Source organism: Sphingomonas sp. LM7, assembly GCF_002002925.1.
Lineage (GTDB): Bacteria > Pseudomonadota > Alphaproteobacteria > Sphingomonadales > Sphingomonadaceae > Sphingomonas.
Map to the genome: position 1 here is coordinate 469,421 of NZ_CP019511.1, position 16,222 is coordinate 485,642.

17 protein-coding genes and 1 tRNA gene are annotated in these 16,222 nt (G+C 66.0%); 8 read left to right on the top strand and 10 right to left on the bottom strand.

Going from position 1 to position 16,222, the window contains the following annotated elements; genetic code table 11:
- The first annotated feature begins 11 nt into the window (after positions 1 to 11).
- The 4 genes from BXU08_RS02245 to BXU08_RS02260 all read left to right on the top strand — a co-directional run bounded on the left by BXU08_RS02245 (position 12) and on the right by BXU08_RS02260 (position 3,377).
- Complete coding sequence (locus BXU08_RS02245) at positions 12 to 677, top strand: sensor histidine kinase (RefSeq protein ID WP_077508408.1); 666 nt, start codon at positions 12 to 14, stop codon at positions 675 to 677.
- Positions 678 to 776: 99 nt separating this feature from the next.
- Positions 777 to 2,294: a sensor histidine kinase gene (locus BXU08_RS02250; RefSeq protein ID WP_171982388.1), complete on the top strand. Its 1,518-nt coding sequence runs from the start codon at positions 777 to 779 to the stop codon at positions 2,292 to 2,294.
- Entirely contained in the window at positions 2,291 to 2,929 is a 639-nt protein-coding gene (locus BXU08_RS02255) for a response regulator transcription factor (RefSeq protein ID WP_077508413.1), read from the top strand. The genes BXU08_RS02250 and BXU08_RS02255 overlap by 4 nt, the downstream gene beginning before the upstream one ends.
- Before the next feature lie 82 nt (positions 2,930 to 3,011).
- On the top strand, positions 3,012 to 3,377 hold the full coding sequence (locus BXU08_RS02260) for a response regulator transcription factor (RefSeq protein ID WP_216352895.1): 366 nt from the start codon (positions 3,012 to 3,014) through the stop codon (positions 3,375 to 3,377).
- A 2-nt stretch (positions 3,378 to 3,379) separates the two neighbouring features.
- Here BXU08_RS02260 and BXU08_RS02265 read toward each other — a convergent pair.
- Positions 3,380 to 3,456 (bottom strand) — tRNA-Arg (locus tag BXU08_RS02265).
- A 59-nt stretch (positions 3,457 to 3,515) separates the two neighbouring features.
- On the opposite strand from BXU08_RS02265, the gene BXU08_RS02270 reads away from it, so the two are divergent.
- Positions 3,516 to 4,262, top strand: coding sequence for a queuosine precursor transporter (locus BXU08_RS02270; RefSeq protein ID WP_077508415.1), 747 nt, complete (start codon positions 3,516 to 3,518; stop codon positions 4,260 to 4,262).
- Positions 4,263 to 4,347: 85 nt separating this feature from the next.
- Positions 4,348 to 5,175: an alpha/beta hydrolase gene (locus BXU08_RS02275; protein WP_077508417.1), complete on the top strand. Its 828-nt coding sequence runs from the start codon at positions 4,348 to 4,350 to the stop codon at positions 5,173 to 5,175.
- A 387-nt stretch (positions 5,176 to 5,562) separates the two neighbouring features.
- Here the strand turns inward: BXU08_RS02275 and BXU08_RS02285 are convergent, their stop codons facing one another.
- The 9 genes from BXU08_RS02285 to BXU08_RS02320 all read right to left on the bottom strand — a co-directional run bounded on the left by BXU08_RS02285 (position 5,563) and on the right by BXU08_RS02320 (position 12,740).
- Positions 5,563 to 6,510 carry a DUF5996 family protein gene (locus BXU08_RS02285; RefSeq protein ID WP_077508421.1) on the bottom strand — a complete coding sequence of 316 codons (948 nt, stop codon included), beginning with the start codon at positions 6,508 to 6,510 and terminating at the stop codon, positions 5,563 to 5,565.
- Between the two features lie 135 nt (positions 6,511 to 6,645).
- Positions 6,646 to 7,311, bottom strand: coding sequence for a phosphoribosylformylglycinamidine synthase subunit PurQ (gene purQ, locus BXU08_RS02290; RefSeq protein WP_077508423.1), 666 nt, complete (start codon positions 7,309 to 7,311; stop codon positions 6,646 to 6,648).
- Positions 7,308 to 7,538 (bottom strand): phosphoribosylformylglycinamidine synthase subunit PurS, encoded by a 231-nt coding sequence (purS, locus tag BXU08_RS02295; protein ID WP_077508425.1) that lies wholly within the window; start codon positions 7,536 to 7,538, stop codon positions 7,308 to 7,310. Before purS ends, purQ begins: the two co-directional genes overlap by 4 nt.
- A 36-nt stretch (positions 7,539 to 7,574) precedes the next feature.
- Complete coding sequence (locus BXU08_RS02300; RefSeq protein ID WP_150125384.1) at positions 7,575 to 8,921, bottom strand: surface lipoprotein assembly modifier; 1,347 nt, start codon at positions 8,919 to 8,921, stop codon at positions 7,575 to 7,577.
- Between the two features lie 23 nt (positions 8,922 to 8,944).
- Positions 8,945 to 10,123 carry a hypothetical protein gene (locus tag BXU08_RS02305; RefSeq protein WP_077508429.1) on the bottom strand — a complete coding sequence of 393 codons (1,179 nt, stop codon included), beginning with the start codon at positions 10,121 to 10,123 and terminating at the stop codon, positions 8,945 to 8,947.
- A gap of 108 nt (positions 10,124 to 10,231) precedes the next feature.
- The gene (gene purC, locus BXU08_RS02310) at positions 10,232 to 11,011 is read right to left on the bottom strand and encodes a phosphoribosylaminoimidazolesuccinocarboxamide synthase (RefSeq protein WP_077508431.1); all 780 of its coding nucleotides are present in this window, start codon (positions 11,009 to 11,011) and stop codon (positions 10,232 to 10,234) included.
- 109 nt (positions 11,012 to 11,120) lie between these two features.
- Complete coding sequence (locus tag BXU08_RS02315; RefSeq protein WP_171982389.1) at positions 11,121 to 12,050, bottom strand: DUF4349 domain-containing protein; 930 nt, start codon at positions 12,048 to 12,050, stop codon at positions 11,121 to 11,123.
- 124 nt (positions 12,051 to 12,174) lie between these two features.
- Positions 12,175 to 12,324 carry a hypothetical protein gene (locus tag BXU08_RS19720; protein WP_171982390.1) on the bottom strand — a complete coding sequence of 50 codons (150 nt, stop codon included), beginning with the start codon at positions 12,322 to 12,324 and terminating at the stop codon, positions 12,175 to 12,177.
- A gap of 104 nt (positions 12,325 to 12,428) precedes the next feature.
- Positions 12,429 to 12,740: a UrcA family protein gene (locus tag BXU08_RS02320; RefSeq protein WP_171982391.1), complete on the bottom strand. Its 312-nt coding sequence runs from the start codon at positions 12,738 to 12,740 to the stop codon at positions 12,429 to 12,431.
- A 113-nt stretch (positions 12,741 to 12,853) separates the two neighbouring features.
- Here BXU08_RS02320 and BXU08_RS02325 point away from each other — a divergent pair, with 113 nt between their 5' ends.
- Positions 12,854 to 13,783, top strand: coding sequence for a LysR substrate-binding domain-containing protein (locus BXU08_RS02325; protein ID WP_077508437.1), 930 nt, complete (start codon positions 12,854 to 12,856; stop codon positions 13,781 to 13,783).
- Positions 13,784 to 13,853: 70 nt separating this feature from the next.
- On the top strand, positions 13,854 to 16,091 hold the full coding sequence (gene parC / locus BXU08_RS02330) for a DNA topoisomerase IV subunit A (protein WP_077508439.1): 2,238 nt from the start codon (positions 13,854 to 13,856) through the stop codon (positions 16,089 to 16,091).
- Positions 16,092 to 16,222: the final 131 nt, after the last annotated feature.

The window sequence follows — 16,222 nt, forward strand, 5'->3', positions numbered from 1 at the left end:
GGAGACGGCCGATGACCCTGGCACAACATGCCGCGACGCACGAAGCTGCTCCGATCACGGTGCTGCCGGCGCTCGCCGATCCCGACAGCGCCAGCGAGAGCAACCATCGTATCGCCAACAGCCTGCAATTGCTGGCGGCGATGGTGTCGGTGGAGGCACGGCGGATCGTCGATCCGGCGGCGCTCGCGGCGTTCGAGATGACGCTGCGGCGGATCGGGGCGATCGCCAGCGTGCACCGGCATCTCTACCAATCCCCGGCGGCGGCATCGGTGGATCTGGGCGCGTATATCGCCGAACTGAGCGCCGATCTCGAGCGCAGCTTCGGCGACGATGTGGGCCGGAGGATCGTAGTGATGGCCGATCCCGTGACGGCACCGCCCGAGGATGCGACGTCGATCGGGATCATCGTGTCCGAACTGGTCGGCAACGCGTGCAAATATGCCTATGCCCCCGGCGAGACCGGCGACATCCGCATCGTCCTTCAGGCACTGCCGTTCGGCGGATACCGGCTCGATGTCGCCGACCGGGGTCGTGGGATCGAGGCCGGCGCGGCGGTGCAGGGGACGGGGCTCGGCAGCCGCCTGATCGCGATGATGGCAGGCCGGCTGGGCGCGCGCCACGCGTGGCACGAGGCGCGCCCGGGCACTTGCTTCACCCTGCATGTCCCCAAGAGCTGATTTCAGCGCCGGAGGGGTTGGCTGTTGCGATCGCGAAACCACTCGTCCAGCGTGACCCGGCGTCAACTGGCCACTCTCGGCCAATTGCGGGAGGCGATGATGCGCGGTGACGTAGAGGGGCGACGGCTGGTGACGCGCGTGCAGGGCGCCGCGGCGATGGCGCTTGCGCTGGTGATCTTCGCGCTCGACGTGCTGAGTCCGCTGCAGGGCGCGGTCGCGGTGCTCTACACCATCGTCGTGCTGATGGCTGCGCGCAGCCATGATCGTGCATTGATGATCGTCGCAGGCATCGCCTCGGCGCTTCTAGCGATTGCCGGTTATTTCGTCAGCCATTGGTCGGAACCGCTGGGATCGCCCGCGATGCGGCTGGTGGTGAGCCTGACGGCGATAGGAATCACCGCCTGGCTGTGCGTGCGCAACCATGCCGCCGCCGAGCAGCAGCATCGCTCCGAGATCCGCTATCGCACGATCTTCAATGCCGCCGGACTGCCGATCTGGGAGGGCGACTGGTCTGCCGCCTATGCCATATTGCGCAGCGGCGCGATGCCGGGCCCCGAGGATGTCGATCGCATCGCGCGTGTCGCCATTATCCGCGACGCCAACGACGCCGCCGCGCAGCTGTTTGGACTGTCCGGGCGCGAGGCTTTGGTCGGCGGCACGATCGTCGCGCATCACACCCCCGCAGCTGAGGCGACGCTGGGCCATATCCTCGCGGCGCTGATGCGGGGCGACCCGACGATCGAGGAGGAAACGCAATTCCTCACGGCCTCCGGCGAGGTGGTCGATGTCGTCCTGCGCGTCACCTTGCCGCCCGGCAGCGACGGCTGGACGCGCGTGCTGACCATGGCGGTTGACGTCACCGAGCGGAACCGGGCGCAGGCACGGCTGGCGCAGTCGCAGGCGGAGCTGACTCACGTCTCGCGCGTCACCACTTTGGGCCAGCTCGCCGCGTCGATCGCGCACGAAGTGAATCAGCCGCTGTCGGCGATCATCACCTATGCAAAATCGGGCCGGCGCTGGCTGGCGCGCGAGGCGCCGGACGCCCCGGAAGTCGTCGACTGCCTAGACCAGATCGCGGCAAACGGCACGCGTGCAGCCGATGTCATCGCGCGTATCCGCGACCTCGCACGCAAGGCGGATCCGCAGCATGGCAGGATCGAGATGGCGGCGCTGATCGACGAAACACTCGCTTTGCTCCAGCGCGACTTGCAGACGCATGACGTGGCGATCCGGGTGACTGCCGCCGATGATCTGCCGCCGGTCTCCGGCGATAGGGTCCAGATCCAGCAGGTATTGATGAACCTGATCCTCAACGCCGAACAGGCGATGGCGGACGCGCCCGAGGCCGAGCGCGAACTTTGCGTCGATATCGAACATGACGGCGGTGGCGTGAGCGTGGCAGTGTGCGATTGCGGCACCGGAATCGCCGCCGATCCCGAGCGCCTGTTCGCGCCGTTCTACACCACCAAGAGCGCCGGGCTGGGCATGGGGCTTTCGATCTGCCGGTCGATCATCGAGCAGCATGGCGGCTCGCTGGTCGCCACCAACAATGCGATACGCGGCGCGACCTTCCGGTTTCGCCTGCCGATCTCCAACGAGGAAAGTGCGGTGGCATGACGAGCGAAGGCCGGGTCTGCGTGATCGACGACGATGCCGATGTGCGAGGCTCGCTGGGCAGCTTGTTGCGGTCGGCCGGGTTCGAAGTGGCGTTGTACGAGACGCCCGACGACTTTCTCGCGGCGGGCATCCCCGACACGGCATCGTGCCTGGTGCTCGACATCAGGCTGCGCGGGCAGAGCGGGCTCGATTTCCAGGAGACGCTGGCAGGGCGGGGCATGCAGATTCCGGTGATCCTGATCACCGGCCATGGCGATATTCCAATGACCGTGCGCGGCATGAAGGCCGGCGCAGTCGATTTCCTGCCCAAGCCGTTCGACGACGAGCAGATGCTCGCGGCGGTGACGGCGGCGCTCGACGCCGATCGCGCACGCCGGGCCGAGGCAGCGGGCAGCGAGCAACTGCGGCATTGCTACGAGCGGCTGACGCAGCGTGAGCGCGAAGTCATGGGGTTCGTCGTCACCGGGCTGATGAACAAGCAAGTCGCCGCGCGGATGGACTTGTCCGAGATCACCGTAAAGATCCACCGCGGCAACGTGATGCGCAAGATGGAGGCGCAGTCGCTCGCCGACCTGGTCCGTATGGCCGAGCTGCTGGGCGTGCGCGACGAGAGCATCAGCCGGTTTAACATCTGAGTATGATGGCGAAATCCGCGGGCCGCGTGCATTTGTGATCTCTCGATCGGCGCGGTGCGCTACAGTTTCCGGAGTATCCCCTGTGCGTTCCGCTTCCATCATCGGCATCGTCGACGACGACCCGGACGTGCGCAGGAGCCTCGACAGCCTGATGCGCTCGGCCGGTCTGACGCCGCGCTGCTTTGCCGGTGCCGAAGCGCTGCTGGCATCGGACGTGCAGGGGGAACTGGCGTGCGTCGTCACCGACCTGCACATGCCGGGCATGACGGGCCTCGCGCTGCAAGCCGAGATCGGCCGGCGCGGCTGGCCGCAGCCGGTGATCCTAATGACCGCCTATCCGACCGACGCGGCACGCGACCAGGCGATGGCGGCAGGCGCCGCAGCATTTCTGACCAAGCCGGTGGATCCCGATGCGTTGCTGGAGGCGATCGGCGTGGCGGTCGGGTGAAATGGCGCGCCCGGTTGGATTCGAACCAACGACCACAGGCTTAGAAGGCATGTGCTCTATCCAGCTGAGCTACGGGCGCGCGCGGCGATGCCTCTGCCACGGATTGCGCGGTAGCGAAACCGGGATCATAAATCCGACATGACCCAGGGGACAGAGAGACCGGCGCAGGTTGCCGCGCGCGACGTGACTGGTGGCCATTTCCGCTATTACGACTTCGTCATGGCGGCGTTCGTCGCCATCCTGCTGCTGTCGAACGTGCTCGGCGCGGGCAAGGTGGCGCAGGTCTGGCTGCCCGGTGTCGGCTATTGGCCGTTCGGGGCGGGCATCCTGTTCTTCCCGCTTTCCTATGTGATCGGCGACGTGCTGACCGAAGTCTATGGCTATGCCCGCGCCCGGCGCGTGATCTGGGCGGGCACCGGCGCGGTGCTGTTCATGGCGTTCATGTCGTGGATCGTCGTCCTGCTGCCGCCGGCGCCGAGCTGGGGCAACCAGGCAGCGTACGAGACGATCTTCGGGCAGGTGCCGCGGATCGTGCTGGCATCGGTCTGCGCGTTCTGGGCCGGAGAGTTCGTCAATTCCTATGTCCTCGCGCGAATGAAATTATGGACCCAGGGTCGGATGCTGTGGGCGCGGACGATCGGATCGACCTTTGCCGGGCAGGCGATCGACAGCCTGATCTTCTATCCGCTTGCGTTCCTCTATGCCGAGGGCTGGACGACCGAGCTGGTGATCCAGGTGCTGTTTACCCAATGGGCGCTCAAGGTCGGCTGGGAGGTGCTGCTGACGCCGGTGACCTATGCTGTGGTGGGCTTCCTCAAGCGCCGCGAAGGCGTCGATGTCTATGACGAGGGGACCGACTTCACGCCGTTCGCTACGCGAGTCTGACGCGGCGCACGGCGTTTGCAATTTGGGCACTTGCACATCGTTGCACTTTCGGAACAGATTTGATGCTCCACGAAAGGAGCGCACCATGGCAGCCGAAGAAGCGACATTCACCAGCGCGGGTGGGATCAACATTTTCTATCGGGCATGGCAGCCCGAAGGCGCGCCGCGTGCGGTGGTAGTTATCTGCCACGGGGTCAATTCGCATGGCGGACAGTATCTCTGGGCGGCCGAGCAGCTCGTCGCTAGCGGCTATGCGGTGTTCGCGCTCGATCTGCGGGGGCGCGGACGCTCCGAGGGCGAGCGCTTCTATGTCGAGAACATCGCGGACTATGTCGCCGACGTCTCGGGGACGATCGCGATCGCCAAGGCAGCCTATCCGGGATCGAAGCTCTTCCTGCTGGGGCATAGCGCGGGCGGGGTGACTTCGGCGAGCTATGTGCTCGATCACCAGGCCGAGATCGACGGGTTCATCTGCGAAAGCTTCGCGTTTCAGGTGCCGGCACCGGGCTTCGCGCTTGCCGCGATCAAGGGGCTGAGCCACATCGCGCCGCGCCTGGGCGTGCTCAAGCTCAAGAACGAGGATTTCTCGCGCGATCCCGCCGCAGTCGCAGCGCTCAACAATGACCCGTATATCAAGGACGAGACACAGCCCGCCGCTACGGTGGCGGCTCTGGTCCGCGCCGACGAGCGGCTGCGCGAGGAATTCCCGACGATCACGCTGCCGGTGCTCATCATGCACGGCACGGCGGACAAGGCCACGGTGTGCGAAGGCAGCGTATTCTTCCATGAGACAGCCGGGTCGGCAGACAAGACGCTCAAGCTCTACAAGGACCATTATCACGACCTGCTCGCCGACTTCGGCAAGGAGGAAGTGATGGGGGATATCAAGGGCTGGCTGGAGGCGCATCTGTAAGGCGGCGTCTCACGGGATTGAGACGAAGTTCTTGGTCCGAGGGAGAAACGCGGAACACTTGTCTCCGTGCCCGCGAGCGCGGAACTCTTGGTGCCGGTTCGCCTGGGCAAAGTGGAACATGTGAACGCCGAGGCTGGCACAGTCGCGCGCAGCGCATTCCGCGTTGGTGAGGGCTGGGTGGAACGCCATGGACGCCGCGGGGTCGTGGTGGGAGGGCCAAATGCGGTCCGCGCGTAATCGAGTCCCACGATGTCAAAGAGCGGGTGGCAAGGCCGACCGCCCGAGGCAAGCAGACGAAATCCTACTTTGCAAGCAGCCGACACGGTCGTCGATCGGCACCTGCCAAGTGTCATCCCGGCCGGGCATAAGAAGCCGCGCCGTGGGCGTTCAGGGCTGCACCACGCGCGGCCGCCGGGGGATGCCGAGGGCGCATTCAAGCGCCGGCCGGTCCCATCCGGCCGAGTCCGCCGCGGCCGCGTAGGTGGACTGAAGGAAGCGCATCAGCTCGGCCGCAGGGTCGGCGCTTGTCCGTACGGCCTCATAGGGCAGCACGAACTCCCCGAGCTGCCGGTCGAAGCGCGCCGCGGGCGGATCGACGGGCCACTCGGCGAAGCCGGCGGGAGTCGGATAGGCATAGGAATAGAACATCGCTTCGTCGGCACCGGCGCCGCCGGGCCAGAATCCGGCGGACGAGACCTCATGGCTATAGGCCTCGCGGGTGACATCGTCGGGAAGCCCGGGCACGCCGCCGGGATGCGGCGGCGCGCTGCGGCCTGAGAAACGCGTGACGGCGACATCGAAGGAGCCCCAGAACAGGTGCACGGGCGAGACCTTGCCGAGGAAGCCGGTGCGGAATTGCTGGAAAACCCTTTCGATTTGCATGAGGGCGGTATGAAACCGCTGAACCGCCTCCCGGTCATAGGGGCGCGGCGTCCGGTCTTCTGCAAAGGGCGTCGCATCGGGGATTTCGTTCGGACTCCCATCGATGTCCATGCGTCCGCCGAGCCGATTGACCAGCGCGGTGGTCCTTTCGAGGAAGTCGGCCGTGCTCATCGCCTCCAGCGCAAACTGCTCCCGCATTTCGGGCGTCTCGCCGATCAGGACATGCGCGCGAAGGTCGAAGGTCAGGGTAATCGGCAGGTTGCCGTCAGCGATAGGCCCTGTCGTCAGGCCGCGGGGCGTGCCGTAGAGCGTGGCGTGCCATGAGTGATTAACCCAGGGGGTGTGCGCCAGTCGATATTTGCCGACAATCTGGGCCCACAGATGGAGCGCGGTGCAGGTTTCCGCCCAATCGGCATATGGCAATGGGGGCCATTCCACCTTGGTGTCATTCACGGTCGGCTCCCTGTCCTGATGCCTGGGCAACCTCGCATAAGAGCGAGAAGGCTGTGAGACATATTGGAGGGGCGACTGGCCGCCAATGCAAGCCGGCGCCGATCAATCGCGCCGACCGCCGGGCAAGCCGAAGCCTCAGGCGACCGCTTCGAGCAGTCCCTCGAACAGCCGGCGGCCGTCGGTGCCGCCATGCGCGGCTTCGATGCGGCGCTCGGGGTGAGGCATCATGCCGAGCACGTTGCCGCTCTTGTTGAGCAGGCCGGCGATGTTGCGCGCAGAGCCGTTGACGTCCTCGGCATAGCGGAAGGCGATTCGGCCTTCGCCTTCGAGACGGTCGAGCGTCTCGGAGTCGGCGAAGTAATTGCCGTCGTGGTGCGCGACCGGGACGGTGATCGTCTCGCCGGCATCATAGCTGCTGGTGAAGATCGACTGGCTGTTGTCGACAGTCAGCGCGACGTTGCGGCAGACGAAGTTGAGCCCCGAATTGCGCATCAGCGCGCCGGGGAGCAGCCCGGTCTCGGTGAGGACCTGAAAGCCGTTGCAGATGCCGATCACGGGCACCCCGCGCTCGGCCGCCTCGACCACGGCACGCACCACCGGCGAACGTGCAGCGATCGCGCCGCAGCGCAGGTAATCGCCATAGGAGAAGCCGCCGGGCAGGGCGATCAGGCCGAGGCCCGAAGGCAGCTCGCTCTCGCCGTGCCACACCATCGAAGGTGCAGTGCCGGTCACGTCTTCAAGCGCAGTCGCGATGTCGCGATCGCAATTGGAGCCGGGGAAGACGATGACCGCGGTCTTCATGCCCGTTCGACCCGGTAATTCTCGATCACGGTGTTGGCGAGCAGCTTGCGGCACATCTCGTCGATGGCCGCGTCGCTGGTGTCGTCGGCCACGTCGAGCTCGAACAGCTTGCCGGCGCGGACGTCTTCGACGCCCTGGAAGCCGAGGCCGCCGAGAGCGTGCTGGATGGCCTTGCCCTGGGGATCGAGCACGCCGTTCTTTAGGGTCACGATGATGCGGAGCTTCATGGCCGCGCCTATGGCCCGGCTGCGCGAGTCCCGCAATCAGAAATAGCGGGCGAGCGCGACCCGGAAGCGGAGGCGATCGGTGCTGTAGAAGGCGATGCTCGAATCGGTGCGGGCATAAGCGAGGCTCAGCTCGGGCGAGAAGCCGAACACGCGGATGCCGCGATTGCCCAGCGTCGCGCGTGCGCTCAGGCGCCAGTCGCGGCGCGGCTCGGCCGAGAAGAACTGTAGCGGCGCATCATAGACGGCGTGCGACGCCGTGCCGCTGAGGCTGAAGTTGATTCCGTGCGGCAGCTCGCCGCCGAACGCGAGGCTCGTGCCGGCTTCCTTGTTCGAATAGGCGGCTTCGTTGAGCCAGTCGCGCCGGCCGAAGACGCTGACCGATCCGATCAGACTGCGGGACAGTGCATGTTCGAACGTGCCGTACAGCCCGGCCTGCCAGCCGCTGTAGCCCGGGTCGAACAGCGCCTCGGTGTGGCGCATATCGAGCTGGATACCGACGCGGTCGCTGGCGCCGAGAATGGTCTGTGCGCCTGCCTTGATTCCTGCCTGGCGCGTGATCAGGCGCCCGCCATACCAGCGCTGCGCGCCGAGTGCCTCGGCCGAGATGCTCGCGGCCTGCGAGAGGCGAAGCTCCGGGCCGGCGGCGAACTGGACGAGATAATCATCATACTCGCTGCCGGCATAATTGCTGCCATTGCTGTCGAGATCCACGAGCATCGATAGGTCGGTGCCGACCGGGAGCCGCAGCCCTGCCGAGATCGTCGCGGTCTGGCCGGTGCCCGAACGTGCCTTGGCCGCCTCGTTGAGTTCGAGCGGCAGCTGGTAGCCGCCGAGATTGACCGTCACCTGATCGACCGCGGTGGCGTTGTTGATATTGCTGTCCGGGGCGATGCCGAAATCGACGTCGAGCCGCCACGCGCGTTGCTGGCGGATTACCGCACGCACGCCGCGGATCGCCTTGGCGAGTTCGGGCGGAAGCTCGCGGTCCTGTCCGGCGAGACGGAATTGCTTGTCGGCGCTCTGCGGCTTGCCCATCGCCATCATCGCCTTGCCGAGTTCGAGCCGGACGCGGGTCTGGGCCGGATCGTCGGCGAGGATCGCCTTGTACTGGTCGGCGGCGGCGTGGAAGTCGCCGCTCTCGGCTGCGATCAGGCCGGTGAGGAAACGAGTCTGGAGCTTGTAGCCCGGCGCCAGCTTGAGCGCCTCGACCAGCGGACGCGCTTCGTCGAACCGCCGCAGGGTGACGAGGCGTTCGGCGCTCGCCAGCAGCTGTGCGGGGGTGAGCCGCAACTCGCAGCTCTCCGCCGCGCACGGCGTAGTCTGGGCATGGGCCGCCGTTCCCGCTCCGGCGAGGAGCAGGGCGGCGATCAAGGCGAGGCGCACGGTGCGGCTCCGGCTGGACGCGGTTACTTGGCGCCGCTGAACGCGCCGAGAATATCCACGCGCTGGTTGGGGATGCCGCCGATGATGCGGAAATTGCCGCCGACATTCACGGCGTTCGGGCCGTAGAACGCGCCGTCGATCGAGCTGGCGCCTGCGGTGGGACCGCCCGCCGCGGCGCTGGCGAAGTCGATCCCGACAAACGTCCCACCGCTGGTGAAGCCGACATTGTTGGCGCCGGCGGCGTTCTGAGTGAAGGCGCCGGTGAAGCCGCCGCTGCGGATCAGATCGACCTGGGCGGTACCGTTTGCAGTGAAGGTCGAGCCGGTGCCGATCGGAGCCGTCACCGTCGCGCCGAGCACATAGGCGTCGCCGACGGTGCCGCTGAGCGCGAGATCGGCCTTGCCGGTCGCGAAATTGACTTTCACCTGGCTGCCGCCGGTGATCCACTGCAGCGTCGAGCGCCCGCCGCCGGTGGGGTCCATCACCATCGAGGCGAGGAAGTCGCCGCTATAGGTGCCCTCGCCCGAAACCGGAACCTGACCGTTGGCGGTCTTCTGGCCGAAGACGAATGCGCCGCGCTCGCCCTGGAAGGTGGTGGTGGTTACGACATCGGCGGGCGCCGTGCCGCTGGTGGTGCGGTTCTCGATCACGCGCGAGAAGCCGGCGAGCGACACGAAGGTCGTCTTGGCACCGGGGCGCTGATAGAAGAATACCGGCTGCGCGGTGCCGTCGAGTACCTGGAGATAGTTGAAGGTCGACAGGTTCGGAATCTGGAAGCGCGCGAAATCGGACCCTGAAAAGGTAGTGCGGTGCGCAGGATCCTGGAAATTATAGTCGCGAGTGACCTTGGCGGCGCTGTCGGTGATCTTGACCGTGAAGATGCCGTCGCGCGGACTATAGGTGATCGAGCCGTTGGGGGCGTTCACCGTGGCGGCATTGCCGGTGTATAGCGACGCCACGCTGCCGGTCGGGGTGCCGACCGCCGGGGTGGTGATCGTGGTAGTAGTGTCGAGCGCCTGGAATGAGCCGATCGCGTCGTAGGTGACGGTGCTGCTGACATCGAGCAGGTTCGACTGGGTCGGCGTGGGCGTGCCGCCGATCGGCGCCGGATTGCTGCCCACCGTCTGGGGACCCGTGTCGCCGCCACAGGCCGCGAGCGTGATGGCGCCGGAGAGCGCGAGATAGGCACGAAACGAACGCATGGGAGATTCCCCTGACCGAATTTTCGGCCAGAGGATTAGGCGCGCCATGGTTAAGAAGCTGTTTATCCGGCGCGCGAAAACCGTGCGGTTCGCACGCCGGGCCGCGGTTTACTTTCCGCGGCGCTTGCGGTGGCTCTCGAGGTCGAGCACCGCAGAATCGGCGCCCTCCGGGAACAGGCCAAGCCGACGCGCGACTTCCTGATACGCCTCGACTTCGCCGCCGAGATCGCGGCGGAACCGGTCCTTGTCGAGCTTCTCGTTGGTGACCATGTCCCACAGGCGGCAGCCATCGGGGCTGATCTCGTCCGCCAGGATGATCCGGGCATAGTCATTGTCCCAGATCCGGCCGAATTCGAGCTTGAAGTCGACCAGGCGGATGCCGATCCCGGCGAACAGTCCTGAAAGGAAGTCGTTCACGCGGATTGCCATATCGGCCATGTCGTGCAGCTCTTCCTGCGCGGCCCAGCCAAAGGCGAGGATATGCTCGTCGGTAACCATCGGATCGCCGAGCGCATCGTCCTTGAAATAATATTCGACGATCGTGCGGGGGAGGGGCGTGCCCTCCTCGATGCCTAGGCGCTTGGCGAGGCTGCCGGCGACGACGTTGCGCACCACGACTTCGATCGGGACGATCTCGACCTGGCGGATCAGCTGCTCGCGCATGTTGAGGCGGCGAATAAAGTGCGTCGGGATACCGATCCCGGCGAGCAGGGTGAAGACGTGCTCCGAAATCCGGTTGTTGAGCACGCCCTTACCACTGATCGTGCCCTTTTTCTGGGCGTTGAACGCAGTCGCGTCGTCCTTGAAATACTGAATCAGCGTGCCCGGCTCGGGACCCTCATAGAGAATCTTTGCCTTGCCTTCGTAGATCTGACGGCGGCGTGCCATGTTGGCTCTTACCCCTGAAAAGCGTGGCCCCGGCGGTGCGACGAAGGCCGCACGGCTACCGGGGCCGTGGAAGGTCCGGGCCTATAAAGCACGCCGTGTTGCGGTGCAATCACGCTTCGGTGGGAAGACGCCGCCGGCGGAGTGCGCGGATCGCGAAGACCGGCAGCGCTAGGAGGGCGAGCCAGGGGAGCAGATAGATGAAGAGAGACAGGAAGAAGCGGAGCCCGATCAGGAAGACGGCGCCCGATCCCTGTGCAGCCTCGCCGAGCTGGCCCGCGACGCTTCGCGAAGTCGCCGAGGGAGCGATTGCGGCGTAGCGGATGTCGAATTCGGACATCGCCACGCGGCCCTTGAGCTCGCCGAGCCAGCCGCGCGCCTGATCTAGTTCTTCCTGCGCCTGGGTGACGTTGCGCTCGACTTCGAGCAGTTCCGACGCCTTGGCGTTGCGGGTGCGCAGGATCTGGGTGAGCCGGCCGACGAGCAGCTCGCGCTGGTGGATCCGCGCCTCTGCATCGACGATCTGCTTCGAGACCTCGTCGGTGCCGATCTTCGCGGTTTCGGCACGGCCGCCGGCTTCGGTCACATCGTGATCGAGCAGCACCTGGAAGCGGCGGGATTCGCTGGTGGCGACGCGCAGCTTGAGCAGGGCGTGGTTCGATTCCTCCTCGCCCACACCGCGTTCGAGCGCGAGGAGCTGGCAGCGCGCCGGCCCCATTTCATCGCACAAGGAGCGGTGGGCGTCCTGCGCGGCGGCGATCTTGTCGCCGGGCAGCATATAGGAAAGCGCATAGGCATAGGTGAGTTTGGGGAGCGAGACCGGCAGCTTGGCCGGGGTTCCCGGCGTTCCCGGCGTCGCGGGCGTCGCGGGCGTCGCAGTCGCGGCATCGGGCGAGGTTATCTCTGAGACCGTTTCCGACGCCGTCGGAGAGGCCGGGTTCCGGTCGCTTCCAGAGGCGTCGCCGGGCTGGGACGAGCAGGCAGTGAGCGCCGTGACTAGGGCGATGAAGGCAACGGAGCGAGTGAGGGAAAGTGCGCGCATGGGCATATCTCCTGCATTGAGGATGATATCCCATCACGTCCGTAGGAAAGCGTCAAGACACATTCTTGCCACAATTTGGACAAGAATGTGGCAGGCTGGTTCGAGGCGGCTGGTTAGCCCGAAATCAGCGGCGTACGCGCTCCCACGGTGCGTCATATTCGATGGCGGAAAGGCGTTCGAAGGCGTGTGCGAGTTCTTTGAACAGATGCGCGATGCCGGCGCTTCGATGCTGGCGGTTGTCCGCCCACGCGGCGCCGTCAAATGCGTGTGGCATGGTATTTCTCCCAAGAAGCATTGGCGCGGCCCGCCAGAGGGAATCATCAACGTGGCTTGTGATGATCGATGGCAGGCCGCGCCTCCTGGCTGTCCGCCGCGGCCCTATCGGGCGTTGGCGGTCAGCAGGACCGGAGCGGTCGCCTGGGCGACTGCGCGGTCTCGTTGCGGGGTCAGGCGCGCCAGCGTCTCGGCGCGGCATTGCAGCCCGGCGGAAGAGCGCGTGATCTGCCCAAGCTGATGCGTGGGGCACAGCGCCTCGACGGCGCGGGCGATGCGCCGGTCGAAAATCTCTCGGTCACGTGGTCGAGAAAGATCGAGATCGGAATGCCGCACGCGAAGCGTCGGAGCGGGTTCGAGCGGGGCCGTCTGCGCGGTGGCGGTGACGGCGGCGAGGGACAATAACAGGGTCAGCATGGCTCGGTTCCTTTGTCGTGGCATCTGCGGTGGCCCCATACATGTGCCCCTCCCGCTGCCGCCGCGCCAACAAATCATTGGACTCGTTTAACAAGGTGAGCTTATGAATTTGCATGCGCCAGATTCCGCCGCTCGCTGCCGTCCGTGTGTTCGAGGCCGCTGCCCGCCACGGTAATTTCACGCGCGCCGCCGAAGAACTTGGGATGACCCAGGCGGCGGTCAGCTATCAGATCAAGCTGCTCGAGGAGCGGCTGGGCGCGCCGCTGTTCGGACGGGTCGGCCGCGCAGTGATTCTCAGCGAACTCGGCCGTCGGATCGCGCCGCAGATCACGGGCGCGTTCGATGCGATGGGCGAAGCCTTTGCCTCGGTGCGCGTCGAATCGGAGAGCGTGATGACGATCGCCGCGCCGCGCACGCTCGCGACCAATTGGCTCGCGGGGCGGCTGGGATCGTTTCAGCTGTCGCGCCCCGGTCTGGCGGTGCGGTTGCTGGTCAGCGACGAGATGGTCGATCTGCAGGCCGGCGAGGCCGATGTCGCACTGCGCGGTGCCGGCGGACCGATGGCGGGCCTGTGTGCGCATTTCCTGATGCGGATGCCGGTCACGCCGCTGGCCAATCCGGCGTTCCTGGCGAAGCATCCGCCGGTCAAATCGCCCGCCGATCTGCTGCGGCTGCCACGGATCTCGCCCGAGGATGACTGGTGGGATTTGTGGTTCGGGACGGCGCTGGGGGAGTCGGGCGACCGCGGCCAGGCATCGGGCATTCGTTTCGATTCGCAGGTGCTGGACGGCAACGCGGCTATCGCTGGCGCTGGGCTAGCGATCCTGAGCCCGCCAATGTGGCAGCCGGCGATCGATGCGGGGCTGCTGGTCCAGGTGCTTCCGCATTTTACCAATTATCGCAACAGCTTCTGGCTGATGTATCCCGAGAACAAGCGCAATTTGCCCAAGATCCGCGGCTTTCGCGACTGGCTGCTCGCTGAGCTGGCGGATGCGGGGCGCGACGATCCGCTGAGTGCGTTCGTGGCGCCGACGACGGAGTGACGCGCGATTCGGGAACGCCTTGTGAACATCGGCTTGGCCTTGCGGGTCTCTCCCTGCTATCCGTCGCACGATGAGCCTCGATAGCGATATTGTTCCCGCCGGCCCCACCGATGTCCCGTTCGACAGCGCGCTTTCGGAGCGATACCTCGTCTATGCGCTGTCGACGATCACTGCGCGCTCGCTGCCCGATGTCCGCGACGGGCTGAAGCCGGTCCACCGGCGACTGCTCTGGGCGATGCGGCTGCTCAAGCTTGATCCGGCTTCAGGCTACAAGAAGTGCGCGCGCGTCGTCGGCGACGTCATCGGCAAATACCATCCGCATGGTGACCAGTCGGTCTATGATGCGATGGTCCGCCTCGCCCAGACCTTTGCGCTGCGCTATCCGCTGGTCGACGGTCAGGGCAATTTCGGCAATATCGACGGCGATAACGCCGCAGCCTATCGCTACACCGAAGCGCGGCTGACTCAGGTCGCGATGGACCTGATGGCCGGGCTCGACGAGAATGCCGTCGATTTCCGCGCGACCTATAACGGCGAAGAGGAAGAGCCCGAGCTCTTCCCGGGCCTCTTCCCCAATCTGCTCGCCAATGGCGCCGCCGGCATCGCCGTGGGCATGGCGACGTCGATCCCGCCGCACAACGCCGCCGAGCTGATGAACGCGGCGGTGGCGCTGATCGACAATCCGGCCGCCAATGTCCTCGACTATGTCAGCGGGCCCGATTTTCCGACTGGCGGCATCGTCGTCGATTCGCCCGCGGCAATCGCCGAAAGCTATGCGACCGGGCGGGGATCGTTCCGCGTCCGCGCCAAGATCCAGCGCGTCAGCGAGAAGGGTGGCGGCTGGCATCTCGTTGTTTCCGAAATCCCGTACGGCGTGCAGAAGGGCAAGCTGATCGAGGGCATTGCCGATCTGATCAACGAGAAGAAGCTGCCGATCCTGGGCGACGTTCGAGACGAATCGGCCGAGGACCTGCGCATCGTGCTCGAGCCGCGCAGCCGCACGGTGAGCTCGGAAGATCTGATCCACGGGCTCTACCGGCTGAGCGACCTCGAAGTACGCGTGCCGTTGAACCTCAACGTGCTCGACAAGCACCGCACGCCGCGGGTGATGAGCCTGCATGAGGCGATCACCGCCTGGATCGAGCACCAGTTCGTCGTGCTGCGGCGCCGATCGGAGCATCGGCTGAACAAGATCGCCGACCGGCTGGAGCTGGTCGGCGGCTATATCATCGCCTTCCTCAACCTCGACCGGGTGATCGAGATCATCCGCACCGAGGACGAGCCCAAGGCGGTGATGATCGCCGAGTTCGAACTGAACGACCGCCAGGCCGAGGCGATCCTCAACATGCGGCTGCGCAGCCTGCGCCGGCTGGAGGAAATGGAGCTCAAGCGCGAAGAGGCGACGCTGCTCAAGGAAAAGGGCGAGCTGGAGACGCTGCTGTCGTCGGACGCCCGCCAGCGCACGCGGATGAAGCGCGATCTCGGCAAGATGATCGAGCGTTATGGGCAGGATACGCCGCTCGGCGCGCGGCGCACTGCGATCGCCGAAGCGGCACCGACCCGCGAAATCCCGCTGGAGGCGATGATCGAACGCGAGCCGATCACGGTGATCCTGTCGCAACGCGGCTGGATCCGGGCGATGCGCGGGCATGTCGAGCTGGCGTCGGCCGAGACGCTCAAGTTCAAGGAAGGCGACGGGCCGCTCTTCGCCTTCCACGCCCAGACGACCGACAAGCTGCTGCTGGCCGCGGACAATGGCCGTTTCTACACGCTGGGCGGCGACAAACTGCCCGGCGGGCGCGGCTTTGGCGAGCCGGTGCGGCTGATGCTCGACCTCGACGGCGAGCGCCACATCATCGCGTTCCTGCCGGCGAGCGCGGCGAGCAAATTGCTGGTGGCGGCCAGCGACGGGCGCGGTTTCATCGTCAACGTCGCCGATGTGATGGCCGAGACCCGCAAGGGCAAGCAAGTGGTTACGCCCCGCGCCGGCGCGCAGCTCAAGCTGGTGCGCCCGATCGGCCGTGAGGATGATGCGGTCGCCGCGGTTGGCGACAATCGCAAGATGCTGGTCTTCCCCTTGTCCGAAGTCGCCGAGCTGGCACGCGGGCAGGGCGTGCAGCTCCAGCGCTATCGCGACGGCGGGCTTTCGGACGTGCGAACCTTCAAAATGGACGAAGGGCTGAGCTGGGCGATGGGCGGCGAGAGCGGCCGGACACGCAGCGAGACCGACCTGTCGGCATGGCGCGCGGCGCGCGGCGCGGCGGGGCGGATGGCGCCCAATGGCTTCCCCCGCGACAATCGCTTTTGAAGCGCCGTTGAAGCCGAGAATTCTCAAGCGCTTCAGCCCACTTTAACCAATTCCGGCTAGCCCGTCAGGCAGATGGCATTCGGGAAGCTCAAGCCAAGTTCTGTCGCACTTGCGGCACCTGCGCTGCAGGC

Coding starts and splice junctions, on each gene's coding strand:
- BXU08_RS02245 (WP_077508408.1), top strand. CDS start 12: ATGACCCTGGCACAACATGCCGCGACGCACGAAGCTGCTCCGATCACG.
- BXU08_RS02250 (WP_171982388.1), top strand. CDS start 777: ATGCGCGGTGACGTAGAGGGGCGACGGCTGGTGACGCGCGTGCAGGGC.
- BXU08_RS02255 (WP_077508413.1), top strand. CDS start 2,291: ATGACGAGCGAAGGCCGGGTCTGCGTGATCGACGACGATGCCGATGTG.
- BXU08_RS02270 (WP_077508415.1), top strand. CDS start 3,516: ATGACCCAGGGGACAGAGAGACCGGCGCAGGTTGCCGCGCGCGACGTG.
- BXU08_RS02275 (WP_077508417.1), top strand. CDS start 4,348: ATGGCAGCCGAAGAAGCGACATTCACCAGCGCGGGTGGGATCAACATT.
- purQ (WP_077508423.1), bottom strand. CDS start 7,311: ATGAAGACCGCGGTCATCGTCTTCCCCGGCTCCAATTGCGATCGCGAC.
- purS (WP_077508425.1), bottom strand. CDS start 7,538: ATGAAGCTCCGCATCATCGTGACCCTAAAGAACGGCGTGCTCGATCCC.
- BXU08_RS02305 (WP_077508429.1), bottom strand. CDS start 10,123: ATGCGTTCGTTTCGTGCCTATCTCGCGCTCTCCGGCGCCATCACGCTC.
- purC (WP_077508431.1), bottom strand. CDS start 11,011: ATGGCACGCCGCCGTCAGATCTACGAAGGCAAGGCAAAGATTCTCTAT.
- BXU08_RS02315 (WP_171982389.1), bottom strand. CDS start 12,050: ATGCGCGCACTTTCCCTCACTCGCTCCGTTGCCTTCATCGCCCTAGTC.
- BXU08_RS19720 (WP_171982390.1), bottom strand. CDS start 12,324: ATGCCACACGCATTTGACGGCGCCGCGTGGGCGGACAACCGCCAGCAT.
- BXU08_RS02320 (WP_171982391.1), bottom strand. CDS start 12,740: ATGCTGACCCTGTTATTGTCCCTCGCCGCCGTCACCGCCACCGCGCAG.
- BXU08_RS02325 (WP_077508437.1), top strand. CDS start 12,854: ATGCGCCAGATTCCGCCGCTCGCTGCCGTCCGTGTGTTCGAGGCCGCT.
- parC (WP_077508439.1), top strand. CDS start 13,854: ATGAGCCTCGATAGCGATATTGTTCCCGCCGGCCCCACCGATGTCCCG.